The sequence below is a fragment of the Cellulosimicrobium sp. NPDC057862 genome (genome assembly GCF_042797035.1).
Taxonomy (GTDB): Bacteria; Actinomycetota; Actinomycetes; order Actinomycetales; family Cellulomonadaceae; genus Cellulosimicrobium.
On sequence record NZ_JBHVMH010000004.1, the window covers coordinates 150,868 to 174,685 of the forward strand.

Below are 23,818 nucleotides of genomic sequence, written 5' to 3' on the forward strand. Positions count from 1 at the left end.
CCGATCACCCGACCGCGACGGGCTCCCGCGGCGCGCTGGTCCAGTGCCACCCGCCGCGTCTGTGGCCCGGGACCGGTGCGCCGAGCCGGTCCAGCACCGTGTCGAGCGCCTCGTGGTAGGCCCAGGCACGGAAGTACGTGCTGTGCGTCGCGACCGTGAACAGGTAGGCACCGCGGTCGACCTCGTCCGCGCCGCGGTCGACCGCGTTCGCGGTGTACGACACCACGGGGAAGCCGAGGTAGTCCGTGCGACGCCAGAGGTTGACCCAGGCTGGAGCGTCGTCCGTGCCGCGCAGGAGGCGGACGAGCGTGGGTGTGGCGGGGTCGAGGCGAGCGCTGCCCGGGCCGCGCGAGGCGTCGGACCAGGCGGCGTCGGCCGCGCGCCGGAGGTCCGTCAGCGACGCGTCCGTGGGGCGCGTCCCTCGCACGCCCTGGTACGCCGCCTCGGCCGCGCGGGCGGCAGCCTGCCGGCGCTCGCCCTCTGCGGGGTCGCCGATCGCGCTCTCGAACCGGTCGAGGGTCCGGCGCTCGTCGTCCAGCGTCTCCTGCGCGGCGGCGACCTCGTCGCGCCGCACCGCGAGCAGCGCGTCGTCCCCGTGCACGCCGTCGGCCACCGTCATGGCGGCCCGCCACGCGGCACGAGCCTCCCGGACCCGCGTCCGCTGCGCCTCGTGCGCGGCGACCTCGCGCGCCGCGGCCGACCCCCGCCGCTCCCGGCGCGCGTGCTCGAGCACCGCGGCCCGCAGCAGCGAGCGCGCGTTCGTGGTCTGCCGGACCCACGGGTCGCCCCGCCACCGGGGCGCACCGCAGGGCGGTGTGCCGAGCACGTGCGGTCCCAGCAGCGAGGGGAAGAACCGTCCGAAGTACGCGCGCAGCTGGACGCCGTAGGTGACGACGCCGAGGCGCTGGTCGCCGTCGGTCCGGGGCAGGGGCGCGCCGTCGCCGGCGGCCCGCACGGGGTTGCCCGCGCGGCCGAGCACGACCGCGGTCGCGATGACGGCACCCAGCGAGTGCGCGGAGAGCACGACGCGACGGTCCCCTATTGCTGCCGGCCGCTCGGCCGCCGGGAGGTCCGCGGCGGCGAGCCACGACTCGACCCGGGCGGCGACCTCGGGGACGGTCCGCTCGGCGTAGCAGGGCGGACCGAACGGGTGCGCGCTGCGCGGGAGGAAGCACATGAGGTCCCAGAGCAGCCCCCAGGGTCGGGCGAACCCGTCGGACCCTGCGGCGACGAAGCTCGCGACGAGCGCGGCCGCGAGCGCCCCGACGAGCGGGACGGAGAGGTCGGTGAGCCACGTCCCGCCGAGCACCCACACGCCCGCGACCGACTCGCCGGGGCGCCCGAGCAGGACGGTCACGACGAGCGTCGTCCACGAGGAGAGCGCGAGCACCCCGACGGCGATCTCGGCGCGGTGCGTGACGGCGGCGACCTGGCGGGTCCGCACGGCACGGCGCGCCGCGAGCGGCATGTCCGCCACGCTCTGCTCGGTCCCGGCGGTCCTCGTCCGCTCCTCGCCCGCGAGGATCGCGGCGGCCCAGCCGGTCGGGCCCTGGGCGTCGGACGTCGTGCCGACGGCCCGCGGCAGCCAGCGCGTCGAGGACCGGACCAGGTCGTGCAGCGCGGGCACGGCGAGGACGAGGAGCCCGACGACCGCGGTCGCGCCGAGCACGACCGCACCGATGCCGAACTCGGTGTACGCGGAGGGGACCGGCAGCTCCTCGTACCCGGGTACGGTCCGGACGATGTCGACGAGCAGCGCACCCTCGGGGTCGGGCCGCGCGGCGCGTCCACCGGTGAGGTAGACTTGGACGCCGAGGACGAGCAGGCTCGTCAGGACCGCCGCGGTCGCGGTCGCCACGAGCAGGAGGACCCCGGGACCCGTCCCGTGCCACCCCACCCAGCGGTCCGCGCCCTGCGACCGCACCGGCCTCGCCGCCCGGCCGAGCGCGCCGACGAGCGGGATCGCGAGCACCCCCACGGCCACGAGCACGAGCGCCCGGGTCGTCGCCTCGCCGTACGTGGCGACGGCGCCCTCCGGGGTGGCTCGTCGCGCGACGGCCACGGTGCCGAGGCAGCCCGTGACGACGACGGGCACCGCGGACCACAAGGCGACGCGCCACCGCACCCGGCGCGCGACCTCCGGGACGCGCGGACGCCACAGGAGCGCAGACGCGGCGATCCCGGTGAGGACGGCGCCCAGGACCGTCGGGGCGACGTCGACACCGACGTACGCCGCGGGCTCGGTGCCGGTGCGCCGCGTGCTCGCCCACGCCGCGAGCCCCCACGCGACGACGGCGAGGACGAGGGTCGCGACCGCGAGCGCTCCCTTCCACCGCGGCGGGGTCACCTGGATGCCGTCGTCGTCGTTGCGCGCGCCCACGACGACGACGGCCAGCCCGAGCACGAGCGAGCCGGCCGCCACCGCGGCAGTGCCCGCGGCGGTGCGGTCGCTCGTCCAGGCGAGGAGGACGGCGACGAGCGCGACCGCGCCGGCCAGGTGCGCGAGGAGTGCGGCCGGCCCGGCGACCCGACGGCTCCAGAACCCCGCCCGGTACAGCAGCGGCCCCGTGACCGAGCCTCCGTCCCGCTGGCCCGCGCGCGCGATCGACACGCGCTCGTCGAACCGGACCTGCCCGGCCCGCGCGAGGAGGACCAGGCCGACGACGACGGCGACCGGGACGAGCGAGAGCACGGCGGCTCGGTGGCCCGGCGCCATGCGTGCCAGGCCGTCCAGCACCGACGGCACCCGCGCGCAGACCTGGACGGTGTCCGTCCCCTCCGCGCCGGGACGCATGCACCGCGCTCCGACCATGACGACCGCGACGGTCGTCACGGCGGCGGTGAGCAGGAGCGTGAGCGCGAGGCCGAAGACGCGGACCGCGGCGGCGGTCGGCTCGGGCCGGGCGTGCGGGACGGTCTCGTCCGACGACCGGGCGGGCGGGTCGTGCACCGCGCCGTCCTCGGCGCCCGGGACGCGCCGTGCCCAGTACGCGACGTTCGCGAGACCGAACGGGACGTTCAGCGCCCAGAGCGCGCGGGTCAGGCCGCGCGCGACGGCACCGACGACCCCGGCGAGGGGGAACGTGCCGAACCGTGCCATCGCGCCCCAGGAGTAGGCCTCGCGACGCACGTCCGCGCGGATCGCGTGGAGGTCGCCCGGGTCGACCGGGGCCGCGGGCGTGCCCGGGGCGCGGTCGCGGGCGTCCGCCGCCGCAGTCGGCACCCAGAAGCTACCGAGGCCGTCGCCGTCGCACTGCTCGACCTCGCCCGGCGGGAGGTCGAGCATGCCGTGCGGCGGCGTGTTCGCCACGCCGTGGATCCGCAGCTCGAGGACGGTCTGGTCCGCCGCGCCCGCGTGAGTCATCGCTCCACCTCCGACGTCGGCGTCGCGCGGCTCGCCGCGCGGCGCTGCCACCTGGAAGAGAGGGCCGGGGCGGTCCGCCCGGACGTGCCGGACGTTCGTCTCTCGCGCGATCCGGGCATCGGGGGTCGAATAGGGGCATGGGATCCGCGCCAGACGCTGCACCGACCCCCGCCACGGCGGTCTCGCCGTCCACCGCAGGCACCGCCGAGCGGTCGCTCGACGCGCCGTGGTCGCGCCCGCCCGACGACGTCCTGGCCGAGCTGGGCACGGACGCGGGCGGGCTCTCGAACGCGGACGCCGCGGCGCGGCTCGCGGAGGTAGGACCCAACAGGCTGCCCCCGCCGCAGCGGGACCCGCTGTGGAAGCGGATCCTCGTCCACTTCGACGACGTCCTCATCTACATCCTGCTCGTCTCCGCGGTGCTCAAGGCGATCCTCGGCGACTGGGTCGACTTCACGGTCATCCTCGCGGTCGCGGTCATCAACGCGGCCATCGGCTTCATCCAGGAGGGTCGTGCGGAGAGCGCGCTGGAGGGCATCCGCAACATGCTCTCGGTCAACGCGGAGGTCCGGCGCGACGGCGCGTGGGCACGCGTGGACGCGGACGACGTCGTGCCGGGCGACGTCGTGCGCGTGCGCTCGGGCGACCGCGTGCCCGCGGACGTGCGGCTGATCCAGGCGACGAACCTCCGGGTCGAGGAGTCGGCGCTCACGGGCGAGTCCGTCGCGGCGGCCAAGAAGGTCGAGGCCGTCGGGGCGGACGCGGGCGTGGGCGACCGGTCGAGCATGCTCTTCTCGAGCACGCTCGTGGCCGCGGGCCAGGGCGTCGGGGTCGTCACCGCGACGGGCACGGCGACCGAGATCGGCCGGATCCAGACCATGATCTCCGAGGTCCGCAGCCTCGCGACGCCGCTCACGCGCCAGCTCGACCGGTTCGGCAAGCTGCTCGCGGTGCTCATCCTCGCGATGGCCGTCGTCATGGTGATCATCGGCCGGGTCTTCCACGACTTCACCGTCCCGGAGCTGATCTCGGCGTCGATCGGCTTCGCGGTCGCCGCGGTGCCGGAGGGCCTGCCCGCGCTCGTGACGATCACGCTGGCGCTCGGCGTGCAGCAGATGGCCCGCCGCCGCGCGATCACGCGCAAGCTGCCCGCGGTCGAGACCCTCGGGTCCGTCACCACGATCTGCTCGGACAAGACGGGCACGCTCACCAAGAACGAGATGACGGCGCGCACCGTCCGCACGAGCGGGCGCACGTTCGCGGTCGCGGGCGCGGGATACGCGCCCGTGGGGGACGTGACCGTGCCCGACGACGCGTCTCGCCCCGGGTCGACCGGCGCGCCTGGTGCGGCGGGAGACCCGGGCGACGGACCGGCGTCGGGCACGCGGCACGCCGACCTCACCGACGACCGGGACCTCGCGGCCCTGGCGACCGTCATGATGCTCTGCAACGACGCACGGATCGTGCCCGACGAGTCGGACGCCGACGGCTGGCGCCTCGTGGGCGAGCCGACCGAGGGTGCGCTGCGCACGCTCGGTATGAAGGCCGGCGTCGACCCCACGGGGTGGCGCCGCGTCGCCGTCGTGCCGTTCGAGTCCGAGAACAAGTTCATGGCGACGCTCGACGCCGACCGCGACGGCGGCCTGCACGTGCACGTCAAGGGCGCGCCGGACCGCGTGCTCGACCGCTGCGCGACCCAGGTGGGCGAGGACGGCGGCACCGAGCCGCTCGACCGCGCGTTCTGGGACGCGCAGATCGACGCGCTCGGCGGGCGCGGCCTGCGCGTGCTCGCCGCGGCCCGGCGGACCGCGGCCGCGGGCACGGACGACCTCGACGACGACGACGTCGCGGACGGGCTCGAGCTGTGCGGGCTCGTCGGGATCGTCGACCCGCCTCGGCCCGAGGCGATCGAGGCCATCGCCGAGTGCCGCGACGCGGGCATCCGCGTGAAGATGATCACGGGCGACCACGCGGGCACGGCCCTCGCGATCGGCCGCGAGATGGGCATCGTGGACCCCCACGACGGGACCGGCGAGAACCTCGCGCCCGCCGTGCTCACCGGTCCCGAGCTCGAGGAGATGAGCACGGAGAAGCTGCGCCAGGTGGTGCGCGACGTCGACGTGTACGCGCGCACGAGCCCCGAGCACAAGATCCGGATCGTCTCGGCGCTCCAGTCGCACGGCGAGGTCGTCGCCATGACGGGCGACGGCGTGAACGACGCCCCGGCGCTCACCCAGGCGGACGTCGGCGTCGCGATGGGCATCAAGGGCACGGAGGCGACCAAGGAGGCCGCGGAGGTCGTGCTCGCGGACGACAACTTCGCGACCATCGAGCGCGCGGTGAAGGAGGGGCGGCGGATCTACGACAACATCCGCAAGTCCGTGCTCTTCCTCCTCCCGACCAACGGCGCGCAGTCGCTCGTCATCCTCGTCGCGGTCCTGTTCGGCCTCACGCTGCCGCTCCAGCCGGTCCAGGTGCTGTGGATCAACATGATCACCGCCGTCACGCTGTCCCTCGCGCTCGCGTACGAGAAGGCGGAGCCCGACGTCATGCGCCGTGCCCCCCGCGACCCGAAGGCGTCGATCCTCGACGGCGCGTACGTGCGCCGCATCCTGCTCGTCTCGCTGCTCATCGGCGGCGCGACCATCCTGCTCTTCTACGTCGAGCGCGCCCAGGGCGTCCCGCTCGCCGAGGCGCAGACGACCGCCGTGACGATGCTCGCGCTCGGCCAGCTCGCGTACCTCTTCAACTGCCGGTTCCTCGACCGGTCGAGCCTCACGCTCGACGTGCTCCGCGGCAACCGCGTGATCTGGATCTCGGCCGTGACGCTCCTCGCCCTCCAGGCCGTGTTCGTCTACGCGCCGTTCATGCACTCCTGGTTCGACTCGGCCCCCATCGACGTCGTCGAGTGGGGCAAGACGCTCGGGCTCGCGCTCGTCGTGTTCCTGCTCGTCGAGGTGATCAAGTGGGTCGGCCGGCGCTGGACCGCGCGCGACCACGTGCCCGCCCTCGTCGAGCGCCACGACGCCGGTCAGCGCGCCGTCCAGGGGTGAGACGCGCGAACACGACCCGCCGCTGCACCTCGTAGCTCGTCGCGAAGAGCGCCGCGTCCGTCCCGACCTTCGCCACGAGGAGGGGGACGCCGAGACCGGTGAGCAGCGCAAGCAGCCCGTAGCTCGCCGCCAGCAGCACGGCCGCGAGCGCCGCGTACCGGGCGGCCGCGACGCGCAGCGGGACGTCGCGCCCGCCCGCGAACACGAGGCGGCGGTTGGCGGCGAAGTTCGCCCCGGCGCTGAGCAGCCGCGCGCCGACGACCGCCGCCAGGAGCGACCCGGTGAGCGCGTGCAGCGCGAGCAGCGCGACGACGTCGACCGCGGCCGAGCCGAGCGACGAGGCGGCGAACCGCAGCAGCGGCGCCCACACGCGCAGGGAGTCCGCGACGGGCCGGAAGTGCGAGGACGCGTTGCCGTCGAGGTAGACCGTCGCGACGTCCACCTCGACGATCCGGCGGCCCGCGCGGGTCGCGTCGAGGAGCGCGCGCAGCTCGTACTCGTACCGGTCGCCGCGCACGGCGAGGAGGTCGTCGAGCAGGCCCGGCCCATAGGCGCGCAGCCCGGTCTGCGTGTCGCGCACGCGCGTGCCCGTCGCGGCAGTGAACGCCCAGCGCGTCGCGGCGTTGCCCACGCGGCTGCGCAGCGGGACGTCGCCCGCGAGGCGTCGCGCGCCGAGCACGACGGCGTCGGGCTCGCTCTGCGACCGCGCCGCCACGCGCAGCACGTCGAGCACCGTGTGCTGCCCGTCCGCGTCGGCGCACACGACGCCGTGGCCGGGCAACCGGTCGCGCACCCACCGGACCCCGGTGCGCAGCGCGTGGCCCTTCCCGCGGTTGACGGGCACCGCGAGCACGACGGCGCCCAGCGCGCGCACCGCGCGGAACACGCCCCCGCACCGCCGGTCGCTGCCGTCGTCGACCACCACGACCGGCAGCCCGGGGACCGCGGTCCGCAGCGCGTCGACGAGGGCGACGAGGCGTGCGTCGGGCTGGTACGCGGGGACCACGACGGCGGTCCGGGCGGCGTCCGCGCCGGGCACGGCCGCAGGTGCGTCCGTGGTCGCGGCGGCCATCACGCACCGTCCGCGACGTAGAGGACGTCGGACGTGCCGCGCTCACGCCCCTGCGCCGGGCTGTTGACGACCTCGCCGTCGAAGTACAGCGTCGACGACCCGCCGCCGTCGAGGTTGTAGGCGGTCGTCGCGCCGAGGTCCTGCATGATCCCGGCGAGCTCAGGCAGGGTCACGCCGCGGGAGTAGCTTTCCTGGCGGCCGTCCACGACGACGAGGACGAGGTGGTTCTCGTCGACCACCCCGACCGCCGTGCGAGGCTGCTCCCCCTGGATCGAGTGGTTCCCGACGTTCGTGTCGACCTCGACGTCGTCGATCCCGTCGACGACCTCCCCGTCCTCCAGGAGCGCGGGCCCGAACGACAGCGTGTTCCACACGCCCGCGTCGACGAGCGTCTGCGCGTCGGTCGTCGTCTCGTCGTAGACCTCGACGTGGCCGTCGCGGTAGAGCGCCAGGCCCTCGCGCGCGCCCTCGTCCCGGTAGACGACGCCGTTGCGGATCACGATGCCCGTGTCGCGGAACCCGTAGTAGTCGCCGTTGATCGCGAGGACCGCGTCGTGGTCGGCCGCGATGTCGGACGTCGTCTCCGTGATGTTCGTGCCGAACGCGTCCTGCGCGAACGCGGAGCGCAGGTCCGTCATGTCCGAGAGCACGACGTCGGCCACGTAGTACGTCACGGTGTCGTCGCCCGAGCCGGCGGTCACCCGGGAGACCGTGATGCTCGTGCCGTCGGACGTGTAGGTGTCGCCGTCGACGGTCGCAGCGGCCGTGGAGGTGCCGGCCGAGGTGCCCGCGCTGTCGTCCGCCGTCGTGCCCTGCTCCGACGTCCCGTCCGCGTCGGCGCCCTGGGACGCCTCGTACGCCGTCACGTCGGCGATCTCGACGTGCTCGACGACGAAGCGGTCCAGCGCCCACGCCGTCGCGCCTCCTAGCGGGAGCAGCACGGCGAGGGTCGCGACGAGCGCGACGCGCCGTCGTCGTCGGGGCAGGCGCCGGACGGCGGGCGGGTCGTGCGGGGGTGGGTTCGAGGTCGAGGTGCTCATGGTCCGTGTCTACGGAGCAGGCGTGTGCCGCCCGGATGGCGTGGCTGTTCGTCGGCTGTGAGGGGCCCACCGCCCGGAGACGTCCCGTGACGGACCTCTCAGCCCGACGGCTTGCGTCGATCGATACCCCCGGGGGTATCGTCGAGCCATGATCCCCTCGACCTCCGGCTCGACGACCCACCCGTCCGACACCGACGGCCCACGCCGCATCGTCGTCGTCGGCGGCGTCGCGGGCGGCATGAGCGCCGCCGCGCGCGCCCGCCGCCTCGACGAGCACGCGTCGATCGTGGTGCTCGAGCAGTCCGAACACGTCTCGTTCGCGGGCTGCGGCCTGCCCTACCAGGTGTCGGGCGAGATCGCGGACCGCGACGCCCTCCTGCTGCACTCCCCCGCGTCGCTGCGCGCGAGCCTCGACCTGGACGTCCGGACCCGGCACCGCGTCACGGCGATCGACCGGACCGCGCGGACGGTCACCGTCACGGCCGAGGACGGGTCCTACGAGCTCGCCTACGACGCGCTCCTCCTGGCACCGGGCGCGACGACCGTGCTCCCGCCGGTCGAGGGCCTCGACCACCCGGCGGTGCACACGCTGAGGACGATCGCGGACCTCGACGCGCTCGTCGAGCGGCTCGCTGGCCTCGAGGCCGAGGTCGCGGCAGGGCGCACCGCCCCGGTGCGGGCCGTCGTCGTGGGCGCGGGGTTCATCGGCCTGGAGGCGGTGGAGGCCCTCGTCGCGCGCGGGCTCGTGGTCGACGTCGTCGAGCGTGCCCACCAGGTCCTCCCGCCACTCGAGCCCGACCTCGCGCCGCTGCTCGCGGACGAGCTGCGCGACCACGGGGTCGGGCTCCACCTCGGGACGTCCGCGACCGCCGTCGTGCCCCGGCCCGCCGGCGCGGACCACGCCGTCGCGCTCGTTCTCGCCGACGGCACGGTGGTCGACGCCGACGTCGTGCTCGTGAGCGTCGGGGTGCGGCCCGCGAGCGACCTCGCCGCGGCCGCGGGTCTCGCGCTCGGCGAGCGCGGCGCGATCCGCGTCGACGCCGATCAGCGCACGTCCGACCCGCACGTGTGGGCCGTCGGCGACGCCGTCGAGGTCGTGCACGCCGTGACGGGGGCGACCGGCCCGGTTCCGCTCGCCGGCCCGGCCAACCGCCAAGGCCGGCGTACCGCCGACGCGATGCTGGGCCGTCGGACGACGCCGCAGGCGCCCGTGCTCGGCACGGCGATCGTGCGCGTGTTCGGTCTGACCGCCGCCGTGACCGGGCCGAGCCACACGACGCTCGCCGCTGCCGGGATCGCGCACGAGCAGGTCCGCGTGCACGCGGCGCACCACGCGGGCTGGTTCCCCGGGGCGGAGCCCGTGCACGTGACGGCGAGCTTCGCGCCCGACGGCCGCCTGCTCGGCGCGCAGGCCGTGGGTCGCGCCGGGGTGGACAAGCGCATCGACGTCCTGGCGACCGCGCTGCGCGCCGGGCTCACCGCGGACGACCTCGCCGAGCTCGAGCTCGCGTACGCGCCGCCCTACGGCGCGGCGAAGGACGTCGTCAACATGCTGGGATTCGTCGCGCAGAACGCGCTCGACGGCACGATGCCGCAGTGGCACGCGACCGACCTCGACGAGGTCGCCACGACGTCGCTCGTGCTCGACGTCCGCTCGCGCGCCGAGCACGCGGCCGGGCACCTGGACGGCGCCCTCAACGTCCCGCACACCGAGCTGCGCGCGCGGCTCGACGAGGTGCGCGCGGCCGCCGCGGGCCGGCCCGTCGCCGTCCACTGCGCGAGCGGCGTGCGCTCCTACCTGGCCACCCGTGTCCTGCTCGCCGCCGGGCTCGACGCGCGCAACCTCTCCGGCGGCTGGCTCACCCTGACCGCCACGCCGCGCACCACGCGCACCCTCGAAGGAGTCCCCGCATGATCGACCACCTCCGCCGCCTGTTCTCCCGCTCCACCGACGACGGCGGCGTGCGCCCGACCGTCGACGCCGCCACGGCCGTGCGACTCGTCCGCGACGGCGCGACGCTCCTCGACGTGCGCGAGCGCGACGAGTGGCGCGCCGGGCACGCGCCCCAGGCCGTGCACGTGCCGCTCGCAGACGTGCCGTCGGCCGCGCCCCGGCGCCTCCAGGACGGCGCGACCGTCGTCGTCGTGTGCGCGTCCGGGATGCGCTCGCGCACCGCGGCCCGCCAGCTCCGGTCGCTCGGCTACGCCGCCACGAGCCTGTCCGGCGGGCTCGGCGCGTGGCAGGCCGCGGGCGGAGCCGTGCGACGCTGATCCTGCACGACCCGCGCCCCGGGTCCTCCCCGACCGCGCACCGAGCCCCGCCCCGCCCGCCCCGAGACCGAACCCACCCCCACCCGAGGAGACACACCGTGTGCAGTCCCGCCCTGTGCCGCACGTGCGGCAAGACCACCTGGACCGGCTGCGGCATGCACGCCGACGAGGTCATGGCCGAGGTGCCGCCCGAGCAGCGCTGCACCTGCGCCTGACACCGGCCCCCACCGACCCCGACCCTGACGCCGCTCCTCCGGCGGACGCAGACCCTCCGGCAGCATGCTCGCTGCCGCCCCTCCGAGACGAACGCAGGAGAACACCCGTGGAGCTCGACCGCACCGACATGGACAAGGTCGTCAACCGGCTCAAGCGCGCCCAGGGCCAGCTCGCGGCCGTCGTGCGCATGATCGACGAGGGGCGGGACTGCGAGGACGTCGTCACGCAGCTCTCGGCCGTGTCGCGCGCGCTCGACCGCGCGGGCTTCGCGATCATCGCGTCCGGCATGCGCCAGTGCCTCACCGAGCCGGCCGAGGACGGCGAGGACCCGACGCTCGACGTGGCGAAGCTCGAGAAGCTGTTCCTCTCGCTCGCCTGAGCGCAGGTCCCCATCGTCTCGCAGGTCGGCCCCCGTGGGTCCACCCTCAGGTGGACCCACGGGGGCCGAGGCGTTGCCGGCCGCTCGTCAGCCGCCCGCCGGCCGCCCCGCGGACGCCGCGGCGGCGTCCACCGCGTCCTGCGCCTCGGCGCCGACGGGCGCCGCGAACTGGCTCTCGTACAGCCGCGCGTACGCGCCGCCCGCCGCGAGCAGCTCGTCGTGCGAGCCCTGCTCGACGATCGAGCCGTGCTCCATGACGAGGATCGTGTCGGCGTCGCGGATCGTCGACAGGCGGTGCGCGATGACGAACGACGTGCGGCCCTCGCGCAGCGCGTTCATCGCCTGCTGCACGAGCACCTCCGTGCGCGTGTCGACCGAGCTCGTCGCCTCGTCGAGGACGAGGATCGCCGGGTCGGCGAGGAACGCTCGCGCGATCGTGAGGAGCTGCTTCTCCCCCGCGCTCACGCTCGAGCCCTCGTCGTCGATCACCGTCGCGTACCCGTCGGGCAGCGTGCGCACGAACGGGTCGACGTGCGTCGCGCGCGTCGCCGCGAGGAACTCCTCCTCGCCCACGTCGCGCCCGTCGCGGACGCCGTAGCGCAGGTTCTCCTCGATCGTGCCCTGGAAGAGCCACGTGTCCTGGAGGACCATCCCGATGTCCGAGCGCAGGTCGTCGCGCGTCATGTCCCGCGTGTCCACGCCGTCGAGCGTGATCCGGCCCGAGTCCACGTCGTAGAACCGCATGAGCAGGTTGACGAGCGTGGTCTTGCCCGCACCCGTCGGACCGACGATCGCGATCGTCTGGCCGGGCTCCACGACGAGGTCGAGGTGCTCGATGAGCGGCGTGTCGGGGCTGTAGGAGAACGACACGTCGTCGAACGCGACGCGGCCGCGCACCGGGTCGACCGTCTCTGCGGGCGACGGGTCCGGCGTCTGCTCCTCGGCGTCGAGCAGGTCGTAGACGCGCTCGGCCGACGCGACGCCCGACTGGAGCAGGTTCATCATCGACGCGATCTGCGTGATGGGCTGCGTGAACTGGCGGGAGTACTGGATGAACGCCTGCACGTCGCCGAGGGTCATCGTGCCCGACGCGACCCGCAGGCCGCCGACCACGGCGACGATCACGTAGTTGAGGTTCGCGACGAAGCCCATCGCCGGCTGGATCGTGCCGGAGATGAACTGCGCCTTGAAGCTCGCGTCGTACAGGGCGCCGTTCTCGCGCTCGAAGTCGTCGATCGCGGCCTGCTGGTGGCCGTAGACCTTGACCAGCGTGTGCCCCGTGTACATCTCCTCGATGTGGGCGTTGAGGCGTCCCGTGGCGGCCCACTGTTGGATGAACTGCGGCTGCGATCGCTTGGCGATCTGCGCCGTGATGATCACGGACAGCGGCACCGTCACGAGCGCGACCACCGCGAGCAGGGGTGAGATCCAGAACATCACGCCGAGCACGCCGAACACGGTGAGGACCGACGTCACGAGCTGCGAGAGCGTCTGCGTGAGCGTCTGGGAGATGTTGTCGATGTCGTTCGTCACGCGCGAGAGGATCTCGCCGCGCGCGTTGCGGTCGAAGTACGACAGCGGGAGGCGCCCGAGCTTGGCCTGCACCTCGCCGCGGAGCCGGTAGACGGTGCGCTGCACGACGATCGCCGTGATGCGGCCCTGCAACCAGCCGAACAGGAACGAGCCGACGTAGACCGCGAGCACCCACGCCAGCACGGTCGCGAGCGCCGTGAAGTCGATGCCCTCGCCCGGGACCAGCCCGGGGACGCCCGAGACGAGGTCCGCGATCTGGTCCTGCCCCTGGGCGCGCAGCGCGTCGACGGCCTGGGCCTGCGTCACGCCCGCGGGGAGCTGAGAGCCGACGACGCCCGCGAAGATGATGTTCGTCGCGTTGCCGAGGAGCTTGGGGCCGGCGACGGCGAGCGCCACCGACACGACGCCGAGGATCACGACGGCGACGATCGGCACGCGCTCGGGTCGCAGCGACGCCGCGAACCGGCGCAGGGAGCCCTTGAAGTCGAGCGCCTTCTCCCCGGGCACCCCCATGCCGCCCATGGGGCCGGGACCGCCGCCACGGGGCCGTCCGGCCATGCGCGTGGACGCGACGTCGCGGCTCTTCGCGTCGGGCGTGTCCGTCCCGGGCGCACCGGGGCCCGACGGCGCGGGCGTGCGCGAGGCGTCCTGCTCGCCGCTCATGCTGCCTCCTCGATCGAGAGCTGGGAGTAGACGATCTCCTGGTACGTCTCGTTGGACTCGAGGAGCTCGGCGTGCGTGCCGCGGCCGACGATGCGGCCGTGGTCGAGCACGAGGATCTGGTCGGCGCCGCGGATCGTCGCGACGCGCTGCGCGACGACGATCACCGTGGAGTGCCGCGTGCGGGGCGCGAGGGCAGCGCGCAGGCGCGCGTCGGTCGCGTAGTCGAGCGCGGAGAACGAGTCGTCGAACAGGTAGACCGCGGGCTCGCGCACGATCGCACGGGCGATGGCGAGTCGCTGGCGCTGGCCGCCGGAGAAGTTCGTCCCACCCTGCGCGACGGGTGCGTCGAGACCTCCGTCCAGCGCCTCGACGAAGTCGCGTGCCTGGGCGACGTCGAGCGCCTCCCACATCTGCTCCTCGGTCGCGTCGGGGCGGCCGTACCGGAGGTTGTCGGCGACCGTGCCGGAGAACAGGTACGCCTTCTGCGGCACGAGGCCGAGGAGCGACCCGAGGTCCGCGCCCGTGAGGTCACGCACGTCGGTCCCGTCGATCCGCACGGAGCCGCCCGTGACGTCGAACAGCCGCGGCACGAGGTTGAGCAGCGTCGTCTTGCCGGAACCGGTCGAGCCGATGATCGCCGTGGTCTGCCCGGGCTCGGCGACGAACGACACGTCGTGCAGCACCGGGTCCTCGGCGCCCGGGTAGCGGAACTCGACGCCGTCGAGCTCGACGCGCCCGGTGCGCGAGGTGAGGGCCACGGGCCGCTCCGGCTCGACGACCGTGGCGGTCGTGCGCAGGACGTCCGTGATGCGCTCGGCGGAGACCGCCGCGCGCGGCACCATCATGAACATCATCGTCGACATCATCACGGCCATGAGGATGTACATGAGGTAGGACAGGAACGCGGTGAGCGCACCGACCTCCATGTCGCCCGCGTCGATCTGGCGCCCGCCGAACCACAGCACCGCGATGCTCGACGCGTTCATGACGAGCATGACGGTCGGGAACATGAGCGCCATGAGCTTGCCCGCCTTGAGCGAGACGTCGAACAGGGCGTCGTTCGCGACGTCGAACCGCTCGGCCTCGCGCCGCTCGCGCACGAACGCCCGGATGACGCGGATGCCCGTGATCTGCTCGCGCAGGACGGCGTTGATGCCGTCGATCTTCTTCTGCATCTGCCGGAAGTACGGGACCATCCGCCAGATGATGAGCCCGACGCTCACGCCGAGCACGGGCACGATGACGAGCAGCAGCCCGGAGAGCTCGACGTTCTCCTGGAGGGCCATCACCACGCCGCCGACCAGCATGATCGGCGCCATGACCATGATCGTCAGGGACAGCAGCACGAGCATCTGCACCTGCTGCACGTCGTTCGTCGTGCGCGTGATGAGGGAGGGCGCGCCGAACTGGCCCATCTCCTGGGCGGAGAAGCGCTGCACGTTGGTGAACAGCCCGGCGCGCACGTCGCGGCCGAACGACATCGCGACGCGCGCACCGAAGTAGACGGCCGCGACCGCGCACACGACCTGGCCCAGGCTCACGAGGAGCATGAGCCCGCCGGTGCGCATGATGTAGGCGGTGTCGCCCTGCGTGACGCCCTGGTCGATGATGTCGGCGTTGAGGCTCGGCAGGTACAACGACGCGAGCGTCGCGACGAGCTGGAGGCCGAGGAGGATGAGGATCGGTGTCAGGTAGGGACGCAACCGCGTCCGCAAGAGGCTGACGAGCATGGGGTTCCTGTCCGGGTGGGGGCTACGGGGACGGGCGGTCGGGGCCGCGGGGGCCAGGGGCGCCGCGGGCTCGATCCGCGAACGGGCCGGGCGAGGGCTGTCGCAGACGTGGTGACAGGACGCCCGTCAGGGCGAGGGGTCGGTGGTGACGTCCGCTCCGATGCCGCCCAGGATCAGGTCGGCGAGCTGCACGGCGTCGAGCCTGTCACCGCCCGAGAGGTGCGGCAAGGCGTTTCCGAAGACGAGGGAGAAGACGGCGCGCGCCGCGAGCCCGGGCTCCACGCGCAGCTCCGCGCGGTGGGCGGCGAGCTTGCGCTCGATCGCTCCGACGATCTCCCGCGCGGAGCGCTCCCGCGCGTCGAAGCCCGCCCGGCGGGCGTCGGGGCCCGCCCCGGCCCGCATCCGGCGCACTGCGTCGGCGCGGTCCGCGGTCGTGCGGTCGGGCACCGCGTCCCCGTGCGGGCCGGCTCCTCGACCGGCTGAGTGGCGGTGCGGGTCGAGCACCTGGTGCGCGGCGGCGAAGATCCGCATGCCGACCCGCTGCGCCTCGAGCAGGAACTCGACGATGCTCACCACGAGCGGGCGCAGACCGTCGTCGTCCGGGAGCAGGCCGATCGCCGCGACCGCGGGCGCCGGGTCGAGCGAGCGCACGACGGCGGCGTGCAGGATCTCGTCCTTGTCCGCGAACGCGCGGAACAGCGTGCCTTCCGCGACGCCCGCGGCGTCGGCGATCTGGCGCGTCGTCACGGCGGCGCCGTGCTCGACGAGCAGCGGGATCGTCGCGGCGGCGATCGCGTCGCGACGTTCCTCGCGCGACAGCGGACGGGCGCGCGTGCGCTCGGGGGCAGGCGCCTCGGGCGGGGCGTCGGGCGGGGCGTCGGGCGGGGCGTCGGGCGGGACGGAGACCGGTGTCACGTCGTCGAGGCTAACTGAGTGAGCACTCACTCTCAATACGATCCGCTGACGGCGGAACGACGGGCCCGCACCGACGTCCCACGACGCGCGAGAGCCCCGCACCCAGGACGGGGCGGGGCTCTGCGGTGCGGACCGGCGTCCGCCGGGCGTCACCCCGGCCGTGGCGGCGACACGACGGGGTGTCGCGGTGCCGCCGGCCGCGCGACGTCGACCACGGAGGTCAGCGGTGCGGCGGGAACGACGGCGGCTGCTCGTCGGCGGGCGGCTCGTCCGCCTCGGGCGCGTCCTCGACGGGCGGCGGCGGAGGCGGCGCGTACTGCGAGGGGCCGCCCAGCGGGCGCGGCGTCGCGGCACCCGGCTCCGGCGGGCCCGCGCGGTGCTCGCCGGAGCCGCCCGGGTGCTGGCCGCGCTCCGTCTGCGGGTCGAACGGAAGACCGGACCGCGTCCCCGCGCTCGTCGCGTCCGCGGTGGCCGCCTCGGCCTGACGGCGCGCCTCGGCCAGCGCCTCCGACGGGTCGGTGAGCGACGGCACGCCGAACTTCACGCGGTCGCGCTCGCGCTCGCGGCGCGCCTCGGCGCTCGCCTCGGCCGCCTCCGCGTCCTGGGCGGGCGTCCCGCTCGGCGTCCCGCCGTCGATCCCCGGCACGCCACCGAAGCCCTTGGCGATGGACCCGAGCGCGGCGGTGAACTCCGTCGGCACGACCCACAGCTTGCTGGCGCTGCCGTTCGCGATCTGCGGGAGCATCTGGAGGTACTGGTACGCGAGCAGCTTCGGGTCGGCGTCGCCCTCGTGGATGGCGTCGAACACCTGGAGGATCGCGCGCGCCTCGCCCTCTGCCGTGAGGATCTTCGACTGCGCGTCACCCTCGGCCCGGAGGATCGCCGCCTGCTTCTCGCCCTCGGCCGTGAGGATCTGCGACTGCTTGACGCCCTCGGCGGTGAGGATGGCCGCGCGGCGGTCACGCTCGGCGCGCATCTGCTGCTCCATGGAGCCCTGCACGCTGGGCGGCGGGTCGATCGACTTGAGCTCGACGCGGTTGACACGGATGCCCCAGCGGCCGGTCGCCTCGTCGAGGACGCCGCGGAGCTGGCCGTTGATCTGGTCACGGCTCGTGAGCGTCTGCTCGAGGTCCATCGAGCCGATGACGTTGCGCAGCGTCGTGACGGTGAGCTGCTCGATCGCCGTGATGTAGTTCGCGATCTCGTAGACCGCCGACTTGGGCTCCGTGACCTGGAAGTAGATCACCGTGTCGATGCTGACCACGAGGTTGTCCGACGTGATCACGGGCTGCGGCGGGAACGAGACGACCTGCTCGCGCAGGTCGACCGAGGCGCGCACGCGGTCGATGAACGGCACCAGCAGGTGCAGGCCCGGTTCGAGCGTGCGCGAGTACCGGCCCAGGCGCTCGACGATGATCGCGACCGCCTGCGGCACGATGCGCACCGCCTTGACGAGCGCGACGATCACGAAGATCAGGATCAGCGCGAGGACGACGTACGCGAGGATCGTTCCGGGACTGGGGTCGTTCATCGACTACCTCCTGGTCGACGGCGCGACCGGTCGCCCGGCGGCGCGGTGCGGGTCGTGCCGGTCGGTCACGACCCGGTCGGGTGCTGCGCGGGCAGCGGCGCGACGACGGCCGTCGCGCCGTCGATCCGCACGACGCGCACCTCCGTCCCCACGGGGATCTGGGGAGCGTCGGGCTCGGTCCGCGCGGTCCAGACCTCGCCGACGAGCTTCACGCGGCCGCCGAACTCGCTCACGCGGTCGACGGCGAGCGCCGTGCGGCCGACGTGGGCGGCGACGTTCGTCTCCGTGAGCGGGACCCGCGACCGCAGGTGGCGCAGGAGCCACGGCCGGAGGGTGAGCAGCAGGACGGCGCTCACGACCGCGAACGCCACGATCTGGAGCCACAGCGGCCCACCGGCAGCGTTGACGCCAGCCGCGGCGAGCGAGCCGCCGGCCAGCATGATGAGCACGAGGTCGAGCGAGATGATCTCCACGAGAGCAAGGAGAAGCGCCGCTCCGACCCACCACAGCCAGTCCATCTCGACCCCCGTTCCCACGTGCGCGCTTTACGTGTACTTTACCGAATTTCCGCCCGCAGTGCACGCATCTCGACGCACCTGGTCGAGGACGGGCGCGTCACACCCGCGCGGCGCGCGCCATCCAGCGCCCGCCACCGTGCGCGACGAGGAGCGGCATGCCGAACGCGTCGCTGAGGTTCTCGGCCGTGAGGACCTCCTCGACCGGGCCGGCCGTGTGCACGACGCCGTCCTTGAGCAGGAGCAGGTGCGTGAACCCCGGCGGGATCTCCTCGACGTGGTGCGTGACGAGGACGAGCACCGGGGACGCCGGGTCGCCCGCGAGCTCGGACAGCGCGCCGACGAGCTCCTCGCGTCCGCCGAGGTCGAGGCCGGCGGCCGGCTCGTCGAGGAGCAGGAGCTCGGGGTCGGTCATGAGCGACCGCGCGATCTGGGTGCGCTTGCGCTCTCCCTCGGAGAGGGTGCCGAACAGGCGGTCCGCCAGGTGGTCGACGCCGAACGCGGCGAGCAGGTCGCTCGCACGCTCCGCGTCGAACTCCTCGTACTCCTCGCGCCACCGGCCCGTGACGCCGTACGCGGCCGTGAGCACGACGTCGCGCACCGTCTCGTCTCCGGGGATCTGCTCCGCGAGGGCCGCGGACGCGAGCCCGATGCGCGGCCGGAGCTCAAAGACGTCGACGCGGCCCATCCGCTCGCCCAGGATGTCGGCGGTGCCCGCCGTGGGGTGCATCCGCGCGGACGCGACCTGGAGGAGCGTCGTCTTGCCGGCGCCGTTACGGCCCAGCACGACCCACCGCTCGCCCTCGTTCACCTGCCAGTCCACCGCGTCGAGGATGGTCTTGGGGTGACGTCGGACGGTGACGCCCTTCAGGTCGAGAACCGCGCTCATGGTCACCGACCCTATAGGTTGGCCGTCGTGGTCTCACACTCGTCCGAGGGTCCGCACGACGCCTCCGGTCCCGGTCCCGGACCCGGCTCTGCCTCGAGCGCCGGCGCCCTCCCTCGCAGCGCGCTCCTGGCGCTCTGGCTGCGCGCCGCGCGCCTCGGCGACGACGACGGTCTGGCCCGCCTGCTCCGCGCGGTGCAGCGCGACGACGAGCCGCACGTCGTGTCCGGAGCGCTCGGCGACCTCCGCCTGGCGGACCTGGCCGGCGCCTGGGCCGGCGACGCACGCGAGGTCGTGGCGCTCGCCCCGGTCCCCGGCGACGTCACCGGCGTCCCGCCGGAGGCCGCGGCGCGCGCGACCGACGCCGGCGAGTGCGTCGTCGTCACCACGTCCTCCGGGTCGTGGGCGCTCGTGCCCGAGGTCACGGAGTTCGGCAGCGACCTCGAGCCCGGCCACCTCGTCACCTGGCACGTGACCTCGGTCGGCCCGTGGAGCACGCGCGTCCTCGGCGCCCTCGGCACGCTCGCCGAGGCCGAGCGCGACCTGCGCACCGCCCTGCTCCTCGCCACGCGCGCCCTCGACGAGCTCGATGTCGCGCGCTGGCGCGACGACGCGGCGGGCGCCATCGCCGACCTGCGTGCGGGCGCGGCCCCGGCGTGGCAGCTCCCCGCGACCGTGCCACCGCGCGCCGTCCAGGTGCTCACCCAGGCGGTGCGTCTGCGCGCCATCGTCGACCTCGCGACCGCCGACGACGGTGGATCCGTCAACCTCTGGCAGGCGGACCAGCGCTCCACCGCCCTCCGCGAGGTCGACCGCGCCTCCCGCCACGCCGTCGGCGCCGCCACCCTCTGGATCGCCGCATCCTGACCCGGCCAGTGGGTGCCCCGCGACAACATCGCCAACCACCCTCTGTGACGCGCGAGATCGACCCGTGCGTCGCGAGGTCGACCTCCCGAGGGTCGATCTCGAACGCTCGGGTCGATCTCGCACGCGGGGATTGATCTCGCACACGGGGGTTGGTCTCGAACAGGTGGCGGCGCCCTGTGCTCGACGACGTCCCCTGGGTCCCCCGCTGTCCCCTCCGACACAGGGCTGCGGGGTGGGTGGTGGCGCCGGTCGGAGACGGCGGCCGCAGCCGTGGAGCGTGACCACGGCCGGGGCGCATCAGTCGGAGAGGTTGTCGGTGACGAGGCGGGACCGGGCCTCGTAGACGCGCAGGGGGTCGGCGGTGCTCGTGGTGGAGGCGGTGCCGGTGACGTCGGTCCAGGTGGGGGTGCCGGTGATGCGGAACTGCCCGGACCAGATCGTGGTGAGCGTGATCTGGACCTGGTCGGCGGGCTGGTCGTAGGTGTGCGCGATGGTGTGGTGAGGGTAGGCCGCTCCTGGATCGGTCGTGGTGAGCGGGGTGGCACCATCGCCGAAGTCCCACGCATAGGACCGCGGGGTGGCGCGGATCTGCACGGGGATGCCGAGCAGGGTCGTGTCCCGGGTCTGGGTCCCGGGCTGGGTGTAGGTGATGGTGGGGACATTGACCAGGGTCCACCCGTCGGGGGGCTGCACGACGATCGATGACGGCGCGATAGCGAGCGTCGCGAACGCGCGCTCGGCCTCTCCGGCGAGGTCGGCTGGCGTGACGCACGACTGGTCCGCGACGGGCTCGCCGGATGCAGACCACGCACCCGGTGTTCCGTCCGCGCCGATCTCGCGGGTTTGGCGGTACAGCGCGCCCAGGTAGTACGAGTCCGCCTCGCACTCGAGTTGTTCTCCCTCCAAGAGTCTCTCGGAGTCTGCACACCCCTGCGACAGGTCCGACGTCGGGTCGTCCAGCCCGTCGAACAATTCGCAAAGCCTCTGTGTCGAACGGAAGTACCGCTCCGTCGCCGGGCCGCTGGTCCCGCCTCCTGTCTCGTACGTACCGCCGCCCCGTGTCGCACGTTCCGCTTCGATATTGATTGAGTCACCCGTGGACTGCCCGACGATGTCGCCGTAGCCAGGATCGGAGACGTACCGCATCGCGTGAACGGCCGGAGCGGGGACGGTTGCGAGTCCCATTGCGAACGCAACGGTAAGCACGGCCCATCTGCAAGCTCGATGGCGAATCACTGGTCGAGCTCAGCGATCGCGACGACGACCCACGCTTCGTCGTTCCTACCCATCTCGATGCGTCGCACAACACTCTGGTCCTCCGCAGCGTGGATTTCATCGCCTTCAGGGCTCAAGATCGCGAGTGCCGCCTGATGCAGGGTGACGTCGAGCGGGAAGATCCCAGTAGCTTCGTCCCGAACGTAGAGCTCCGGACTCTCGACGGTGGCCTCAACGCCCCCGCCTGTGAACTTGTCTCCGCGTTGTTTGACCGTCCTGGCCTGAGCGACAAAATCTGCGCACGACTGGCAAGTGGGATGAGACATCGATTCCCACTCGGCGGTGTCGCCGGTCGCCATGACATATGGATACAGCTCGAGGAAGTACTCCGCCGCGGCGGCGGCTCCCTCCGCGTCGTCACGCTCCATCGCCGCGGGACGTTCCGGCTTCACCGGCCCGGTCTCGGTCGGCGTGGGCTCGGGCGTCTCCGACGGCGACGGCGCGACCGGTTCCTCGACCGACGGCGACGGACCGGGGTCGCCGCCGCCGGTGCACCCAGCGACCACCCACCCCACGGCAAGAACGGCACCCACGGCGAACGACCGCCGTCGGGCACGGGACAGCACACGAGAACGACGCACGAGACCCCCTGCAGATCGATGCGAACCACCGCACGCCACGTCCATGAGGCGTGCGGGCTGCCCAGCAACCTAGCGAAACCACGCGACGGGCGGAACCCGCACGACCCGATCTGTGGACAACCCGCCGGGTTCCCCGCGGCGGCTCAGGAGCGCGACGTCACGTACGCGTCGAGGTGCGCGAGCGACGACGCCATCCCCTCGGCGTGGTCCTCCGGCGAGATGCCCGACGGCACGCCCGAGGCGCGGACGGTGACGCGCGCACCGTCACCGGCGGGCTCGACGGTCCAGGTCATCGTCATGGTCCCGGCGAACGCCGGGTCGTCGGACGGGAAGTCGACCTGCTGCACGACGCTCCGGTCCGGGACGAGGTCGACGATCGCGACGTCGACGACGTCGGTGCCGTCGCCGGTCTTGCCGGGGTCGGCCTGCGGGTCGTCGTAGGCGAGGACCAAGCGGTAGCTGCCGCCGGGGCGCAGGTCGAAGCGCTCGAAGCGGCCGGTCATGCCGTCGGGCGGGAGCCACGCGACGAGCGCGTCCTGGTCGACGAGGGCCTGGTAGACGTCGCGGGGTGCGGCGGCGACGAGGCGCGTCGCCTCGTCGACCCGGTCGCTCCCCGCGGTGGTCACGACTGCCCCAGCACCGTCCGGTAGACCTCGAGCGTGCGCTCCCCGATCGCGTCCCACGCGAAGTGGTCCTCGACGCGCTGCCGTGCGGCGCGGCCCATCGCGGCGGCGCGCTCGGGGTCGCTCACGACCTGGGTCAGGGCGGCCGCGAGGTCCGCGACGAACCGGTCGGGGTCGAGCGGGGTGCCCGTGCCGTCGTCGGCCTGGTCGATCGGGACGAGGAGACCCGTGACGCCGTCGTCCACGACCTCGGGGATGCCGCCCGTCGCGGTCCCGACGACGGGCAGCCCGACGGCCATGGCCTCGAGGTTGACGATGCCGAGCGGCTCGTACACGGACGGGCACACGAACACGGTGGACGCGGCGAGCACGGCGACGAGCTCGGCGCGCGGGAGCATCTGCTCGATCCAGACGACGCCGCTGCGCTCCTTCTGGAGCTCGGCGACGGCGCCGCTCACCTCGGCGGCGATCTCCGGCGTGTCGGGGGCGCCGGCGCACAGCACGAGCTGGACGTCGTCGGGCAGAGAGCGCGCGGCGCGCAGCAGGTAGGGCAGACCCTTCTGGCGCGTGATCCGGCCGACGAACACCACGGCCGGGCGGTCGGGGTCGATGCCCAGACCACGGACCACCCCGTCGGCGCCACCGCGCTGCGTCTCCGACTCCGGACGCCGCCAGCCGTCGAGGTCGATGCCGTTGTGCACGACGTGCACCTTCGCGGGGTCGACCTGCGGGTAGACGCGCAGGATGTCGTCGCGCATCCCGCCGGACACGGCGATGATCCCCGCCGCTCCCTCGTACGCGGTGCGCTCGGCCCAGGACGAGAGGGCGTACCCGCCCCCGAGCTGCTCGGCCTTCCACGGGCGCAGCGGCTCGAGCGAGTGCGCGGAGAGCACGTGCGGCACGCCGTGCAGGAGGCCCGCCAGGTGGCCGCCGAGGTTGGCGTACCAGGTGTGGGAGTGCACGAGGTCGGCGCCCGCGACGTCGTCGGCCATCTGGAGGTCGACGCCGAACGTGCCGAGCGCGGCGTTCGCCCCCGAGAGGACGCCCGGGACCGAGTAGCCCGTCACGTCGTCCTCGCCGCGCGGGCCGTCGAAGCAGCGCACGCGCACGTCGACGTGGCGGCGCAGGACCGCGGACAGCTCGGCGACGTGCACGCCGGCACCGCCGTAGACGTGCGGCGGGTACTCACGGGTCAGCAGGTCCACTCTCACGCGCCACACCGTAGCCGAGTCCCCCGCCGCGGTCCCGCGATGACCGCCCGCGCGGTCCGTGCGGGCGCGCCGCGCCCAGGATGCGGGTCCCTG

At 74.0% G+C, this 23,818-nt stretch carries 18 protein-coding genes; 5 read left to right on the top strand and 13 right to left on the bottom strand.

Features of this window, described 5'->3' with window-relative positions:
* Nucleotides 1-4 precede the first annotated feature (4 nt).
* A complete protein-coding gene (locus ACFVN3_RS07810; protein ID WP_378232202.1) occupies nucleotides 5-3,364 on the bottom strand; it encodes a hypothetical protein in 3,360 nt (1,119 codons plus the stop codon).
* A 137-nt stretch (nucleotides 3,365-3,501) separates the two neighbouring features.
* Here ACFVN3_RS07810 and ACFVN3_RS07815 point away from each other — a divergent pair, with 137 nt between their 5' ends.
* Entirely contained in the window at nucleotides 3,502-6,417 is a 2,916-nt protein-coding gene (locus ACFVN3_RS07815) for a cation-translocating P-type ATPase (protein WP_378232203.1), read from the top strand.
* Here ACFVN3_RS07815 and ACFVN3_RS07820 read toward each other — a convergent pair.
* Nucleotides 6,326-7,489: a glycosyltransferase gene (locus ACFVN3_RS07820; protein ID WP_378232204.1), complete on the bottom strand. Its 1,164-nt coding sequence runs from the start codon at nucleotides 7,487-7,489 to the stop codon at nucleotides 6,326-6,328. The genes ACFVN3_RS07815 and ACFVN3_RS07820 overlap by 92 nt on opposite strands.
* A complete protein-coding gene (locus ACFVN3_RS07825) occupies nucleotides 7,489-8,529 on the bottom strand; it encodes a phosphodiester glycosidase family protein (RefSeq protein ID WP_378232205.1) in 1,041 nt (346 codons plus the stop codon). The genes ACFVN3_RS07820 and ACFVN3_RS07825 overlap by 1 nt, the downstream gene beginning before the upstream one ends.
* 148 nt (nucleotides 8,530-8,677) lie before the next feature.
* On the opposite strand from ACFVN3_RS07825, the gene ACFVN3_RS07830 reads away from it, so the two are divergent.
* The 3 genes from ACFVN3_RS07830 to ACFVN3_RS07840 all read left to right on the top strand — a co-directional run bounded on the left by ACFVN3_RS07830 (nucleotide 8,678) and on the right by ACFVN3_RS07840 (nucleotide 11,395).
* Nucleotides 8,678-10,444, top strand: a complete 1,767-nt coding sequence (locus tag ACFVN3_RS07830) for an FAD-dependent oxidoreductase (protein ID WP_378232206.1) — start codon at nucleotides 8,678-8,680, stop codon at nucleotides 10,442-10,444.
* Entirely contained in the window at nucleotides 10,441-10,800 is a 360-nt protein-coding gene (locus ACFVN3_RS07835) for a rhodanese-like domain-containing protein (RefSeq protein WP_378232207.1), read from the top strand. Before ACFVN3_RS07830 ends, ACFVN3_RS07835 begins: the two co-directional genes overlap by 4 nt.
* A gap of 322 nt (nucleotides 10,801-11,122) precedes the next feature.
* Nucleotides 11,123-11,395, top strand: a complete 273-nt coding sequence (locus ACFVN3_RS07840) for a metal-sensitive transcriptional regulator (protein WP_047233132.1) — start codon at nucleotides 11,123-11,125, stop codon at nucleotides 11,393-11,395.
* 87 nt (nucleotides 11,396-11,482) lie between these two features.
* Here ACFVN3_RS07840 and ACFVN3_RS07845 read toward each other — a convergent pair whose 3' ends face one another.
* The 6 genes from ACFVN3_RS07845 to ACFVN3_RS07870 all read right to left on the bottom strand — a co-directional run bounded on the left by ACFVN3_RS07845 (nucleotide 11,483) and on the right by ACFVN3_RS07870 (nucleotide 19,171).
* On the bottom strand, nucleotides 11,483-13,591 hold the full coding sequence (locus tag ACFVN3_RS07845; protein WP_378232208.1) for an ABC transporter ATP-binding protein: 2,109 nt from the start codon (nucleotides 13,589-13,591) through the stop codon (nucleotides 11,483-11,485).
* Nucleotides 13,588-15,321: an ABC transporter ATP-binding protein gene (locus tag ACFVN3_RS07850; RefSeq protein WP_378232209.1), complete on the bottom strand. Its 1,734-nt coding sequence runs from the start codon at nucleotides 15,319-15,321 to the stop codon at nucleotides 13,588-13,590. The genes ACFVN3_RS07845 and ACFVN3_RS07850 overlap by 4 nt, the downstream gene beginning before the upstream one ends.
* 126 nt (nucleotides 15,322-15,447) lie before the next feature.
* Entirely contained in the window at nucleotides 15,448-16,236 is a 789-nt protein-coding gene (locus ACFVN3_RS07855) for a TetR/AcrR family transcriptional regulator (RefSeq protein WP_378232211.1), read from the bottom strand.
* A gap of 220 nt (nucleotides 16,237-16,456) precedes the next feature.
* Nucleotides 16,457-17,767 carry an SPFH domain-containing protein gene (locus tag ACFVN3_RS07860; protein ID WP_378232212.1) on the bottom strand — a complete coding sequence of 437 codons (1,311 nt, stop codon included), beginning with the start codon at nucleotides 17,765-17,767 and terminating at the stop codon, nucleotides 16,457-16,459.
* 65 nt (nucleotides 17,768-17,832) lie between these two features.
* On the bottom strand, nucleotides 17,833-18,303 hold the full coding sequence (locus tag ACFVN3_RS07865) for an NfeD family protein (protein ID WP_308202250.1): 471 nt from the start codon (nucleotides 18,301-18,303) through the stop codon (nucleotides 17,833-17,835).
* Nucleotides 18,304-18,382: 79 nt separating this feature from the next.
* Nucleotides 18,383-19,171: an ABC transporter ATP-binding protein gene (locus tag ACFVN3_RS07870; RefSeq protein WP_378232213.1), complete on the bottom strand. Its 789-nt coding sequence runs from the start codon at nucleotides 19,169-19,171 to the stop codon at nucleotides 18,383-18,385.
* Between the two features lie 27 nt (nucleotides 19,172-19,198).
* On the opposite strand from ACFVN3_RS07870, the gene ACFVN3_RS07875 reads away from it, so the two are divergent.
* Nucleotides 19,199-20,035 (top strand): hypothetical protein, encoded by an 837-nt coding sequence (locus ACFVN3_RS07875; protein ID WP_378232214.1) that lies wholly within the window; start codon nucleotides 19,199-19,201, stop codon nucleotides 20,033-20,035.
* 297 nt (nucleotides 20,036-20,332) lie between these two features.
* Here ACFVN3_RS07875 and ACFVN3_RS07880 read toward each other — a convergent pair whose 3' ends face one another.
* The 4 genes from ACFVN3_RS07880 to glgA all read right to left on the bottom strand — a co-directional run bounded on the left by ACFVN3_RS07880 (nucleotide 20,333) and on the right by glgA (nucleotide 23,725).
* Nucleotides 20,333-21,220, bottom strand: coding sequence for a hypothetical protein (locus ACFVN3_RS07880; RefSeq protein ID WP_378232215.1), 888 nt, complete (start codon nucleotides 21,218-21,220; stop codon nucleotides 20,333-20,335).
* A 47-nt stretch (nucleotides 21,221-21,267) separates the two neighbouring features.
* Nucleotides 21,268-21,876 carry a DUF6318 family protein gene (locus ACFVN3_RS07885; RefSeq protein WP_378232216.1) on the bottom strand — a complete coding sequence of 203 codons (609 nt, stop codon included), beginning with the start codon at nucleotides 21,874-21,876 and terminating at the stop codon, nucleotides 21,268-21,270.
* Between the two features lie 158 nt (nucleotides 21,877-22,034).
* On the bottom strand, nucleotides 22,035-22,517 hold the full coding sequence (locus ACFVN3_RS07890; RefSeq protein ID WP_378232217.1) for an SRPBCC domain-containing protein: 483 nt from the start codon (nucleotides 22,515-22,517) through the stop codon (nucleotides 22,035-22,037).
* Complete coding sequence (glgA, locus tag ACFVN3_RS07895) at nucleotides 22,514-23,725, bottom strand: glycogen synthase (RefSeq protein WP_378232218.1); 1,212 nt, start codon at nucleotides 23,723-23,725, stop codon at nucleotides 22,514-22,516. The genes ACFVN3_RS07890 and glgA overlap by 4 nt, the downstream gene beginning before the upstream one ends.
* Between the last annotated feature and the right edge of the window lie 93 nt (nucleotides 23,726-23,818).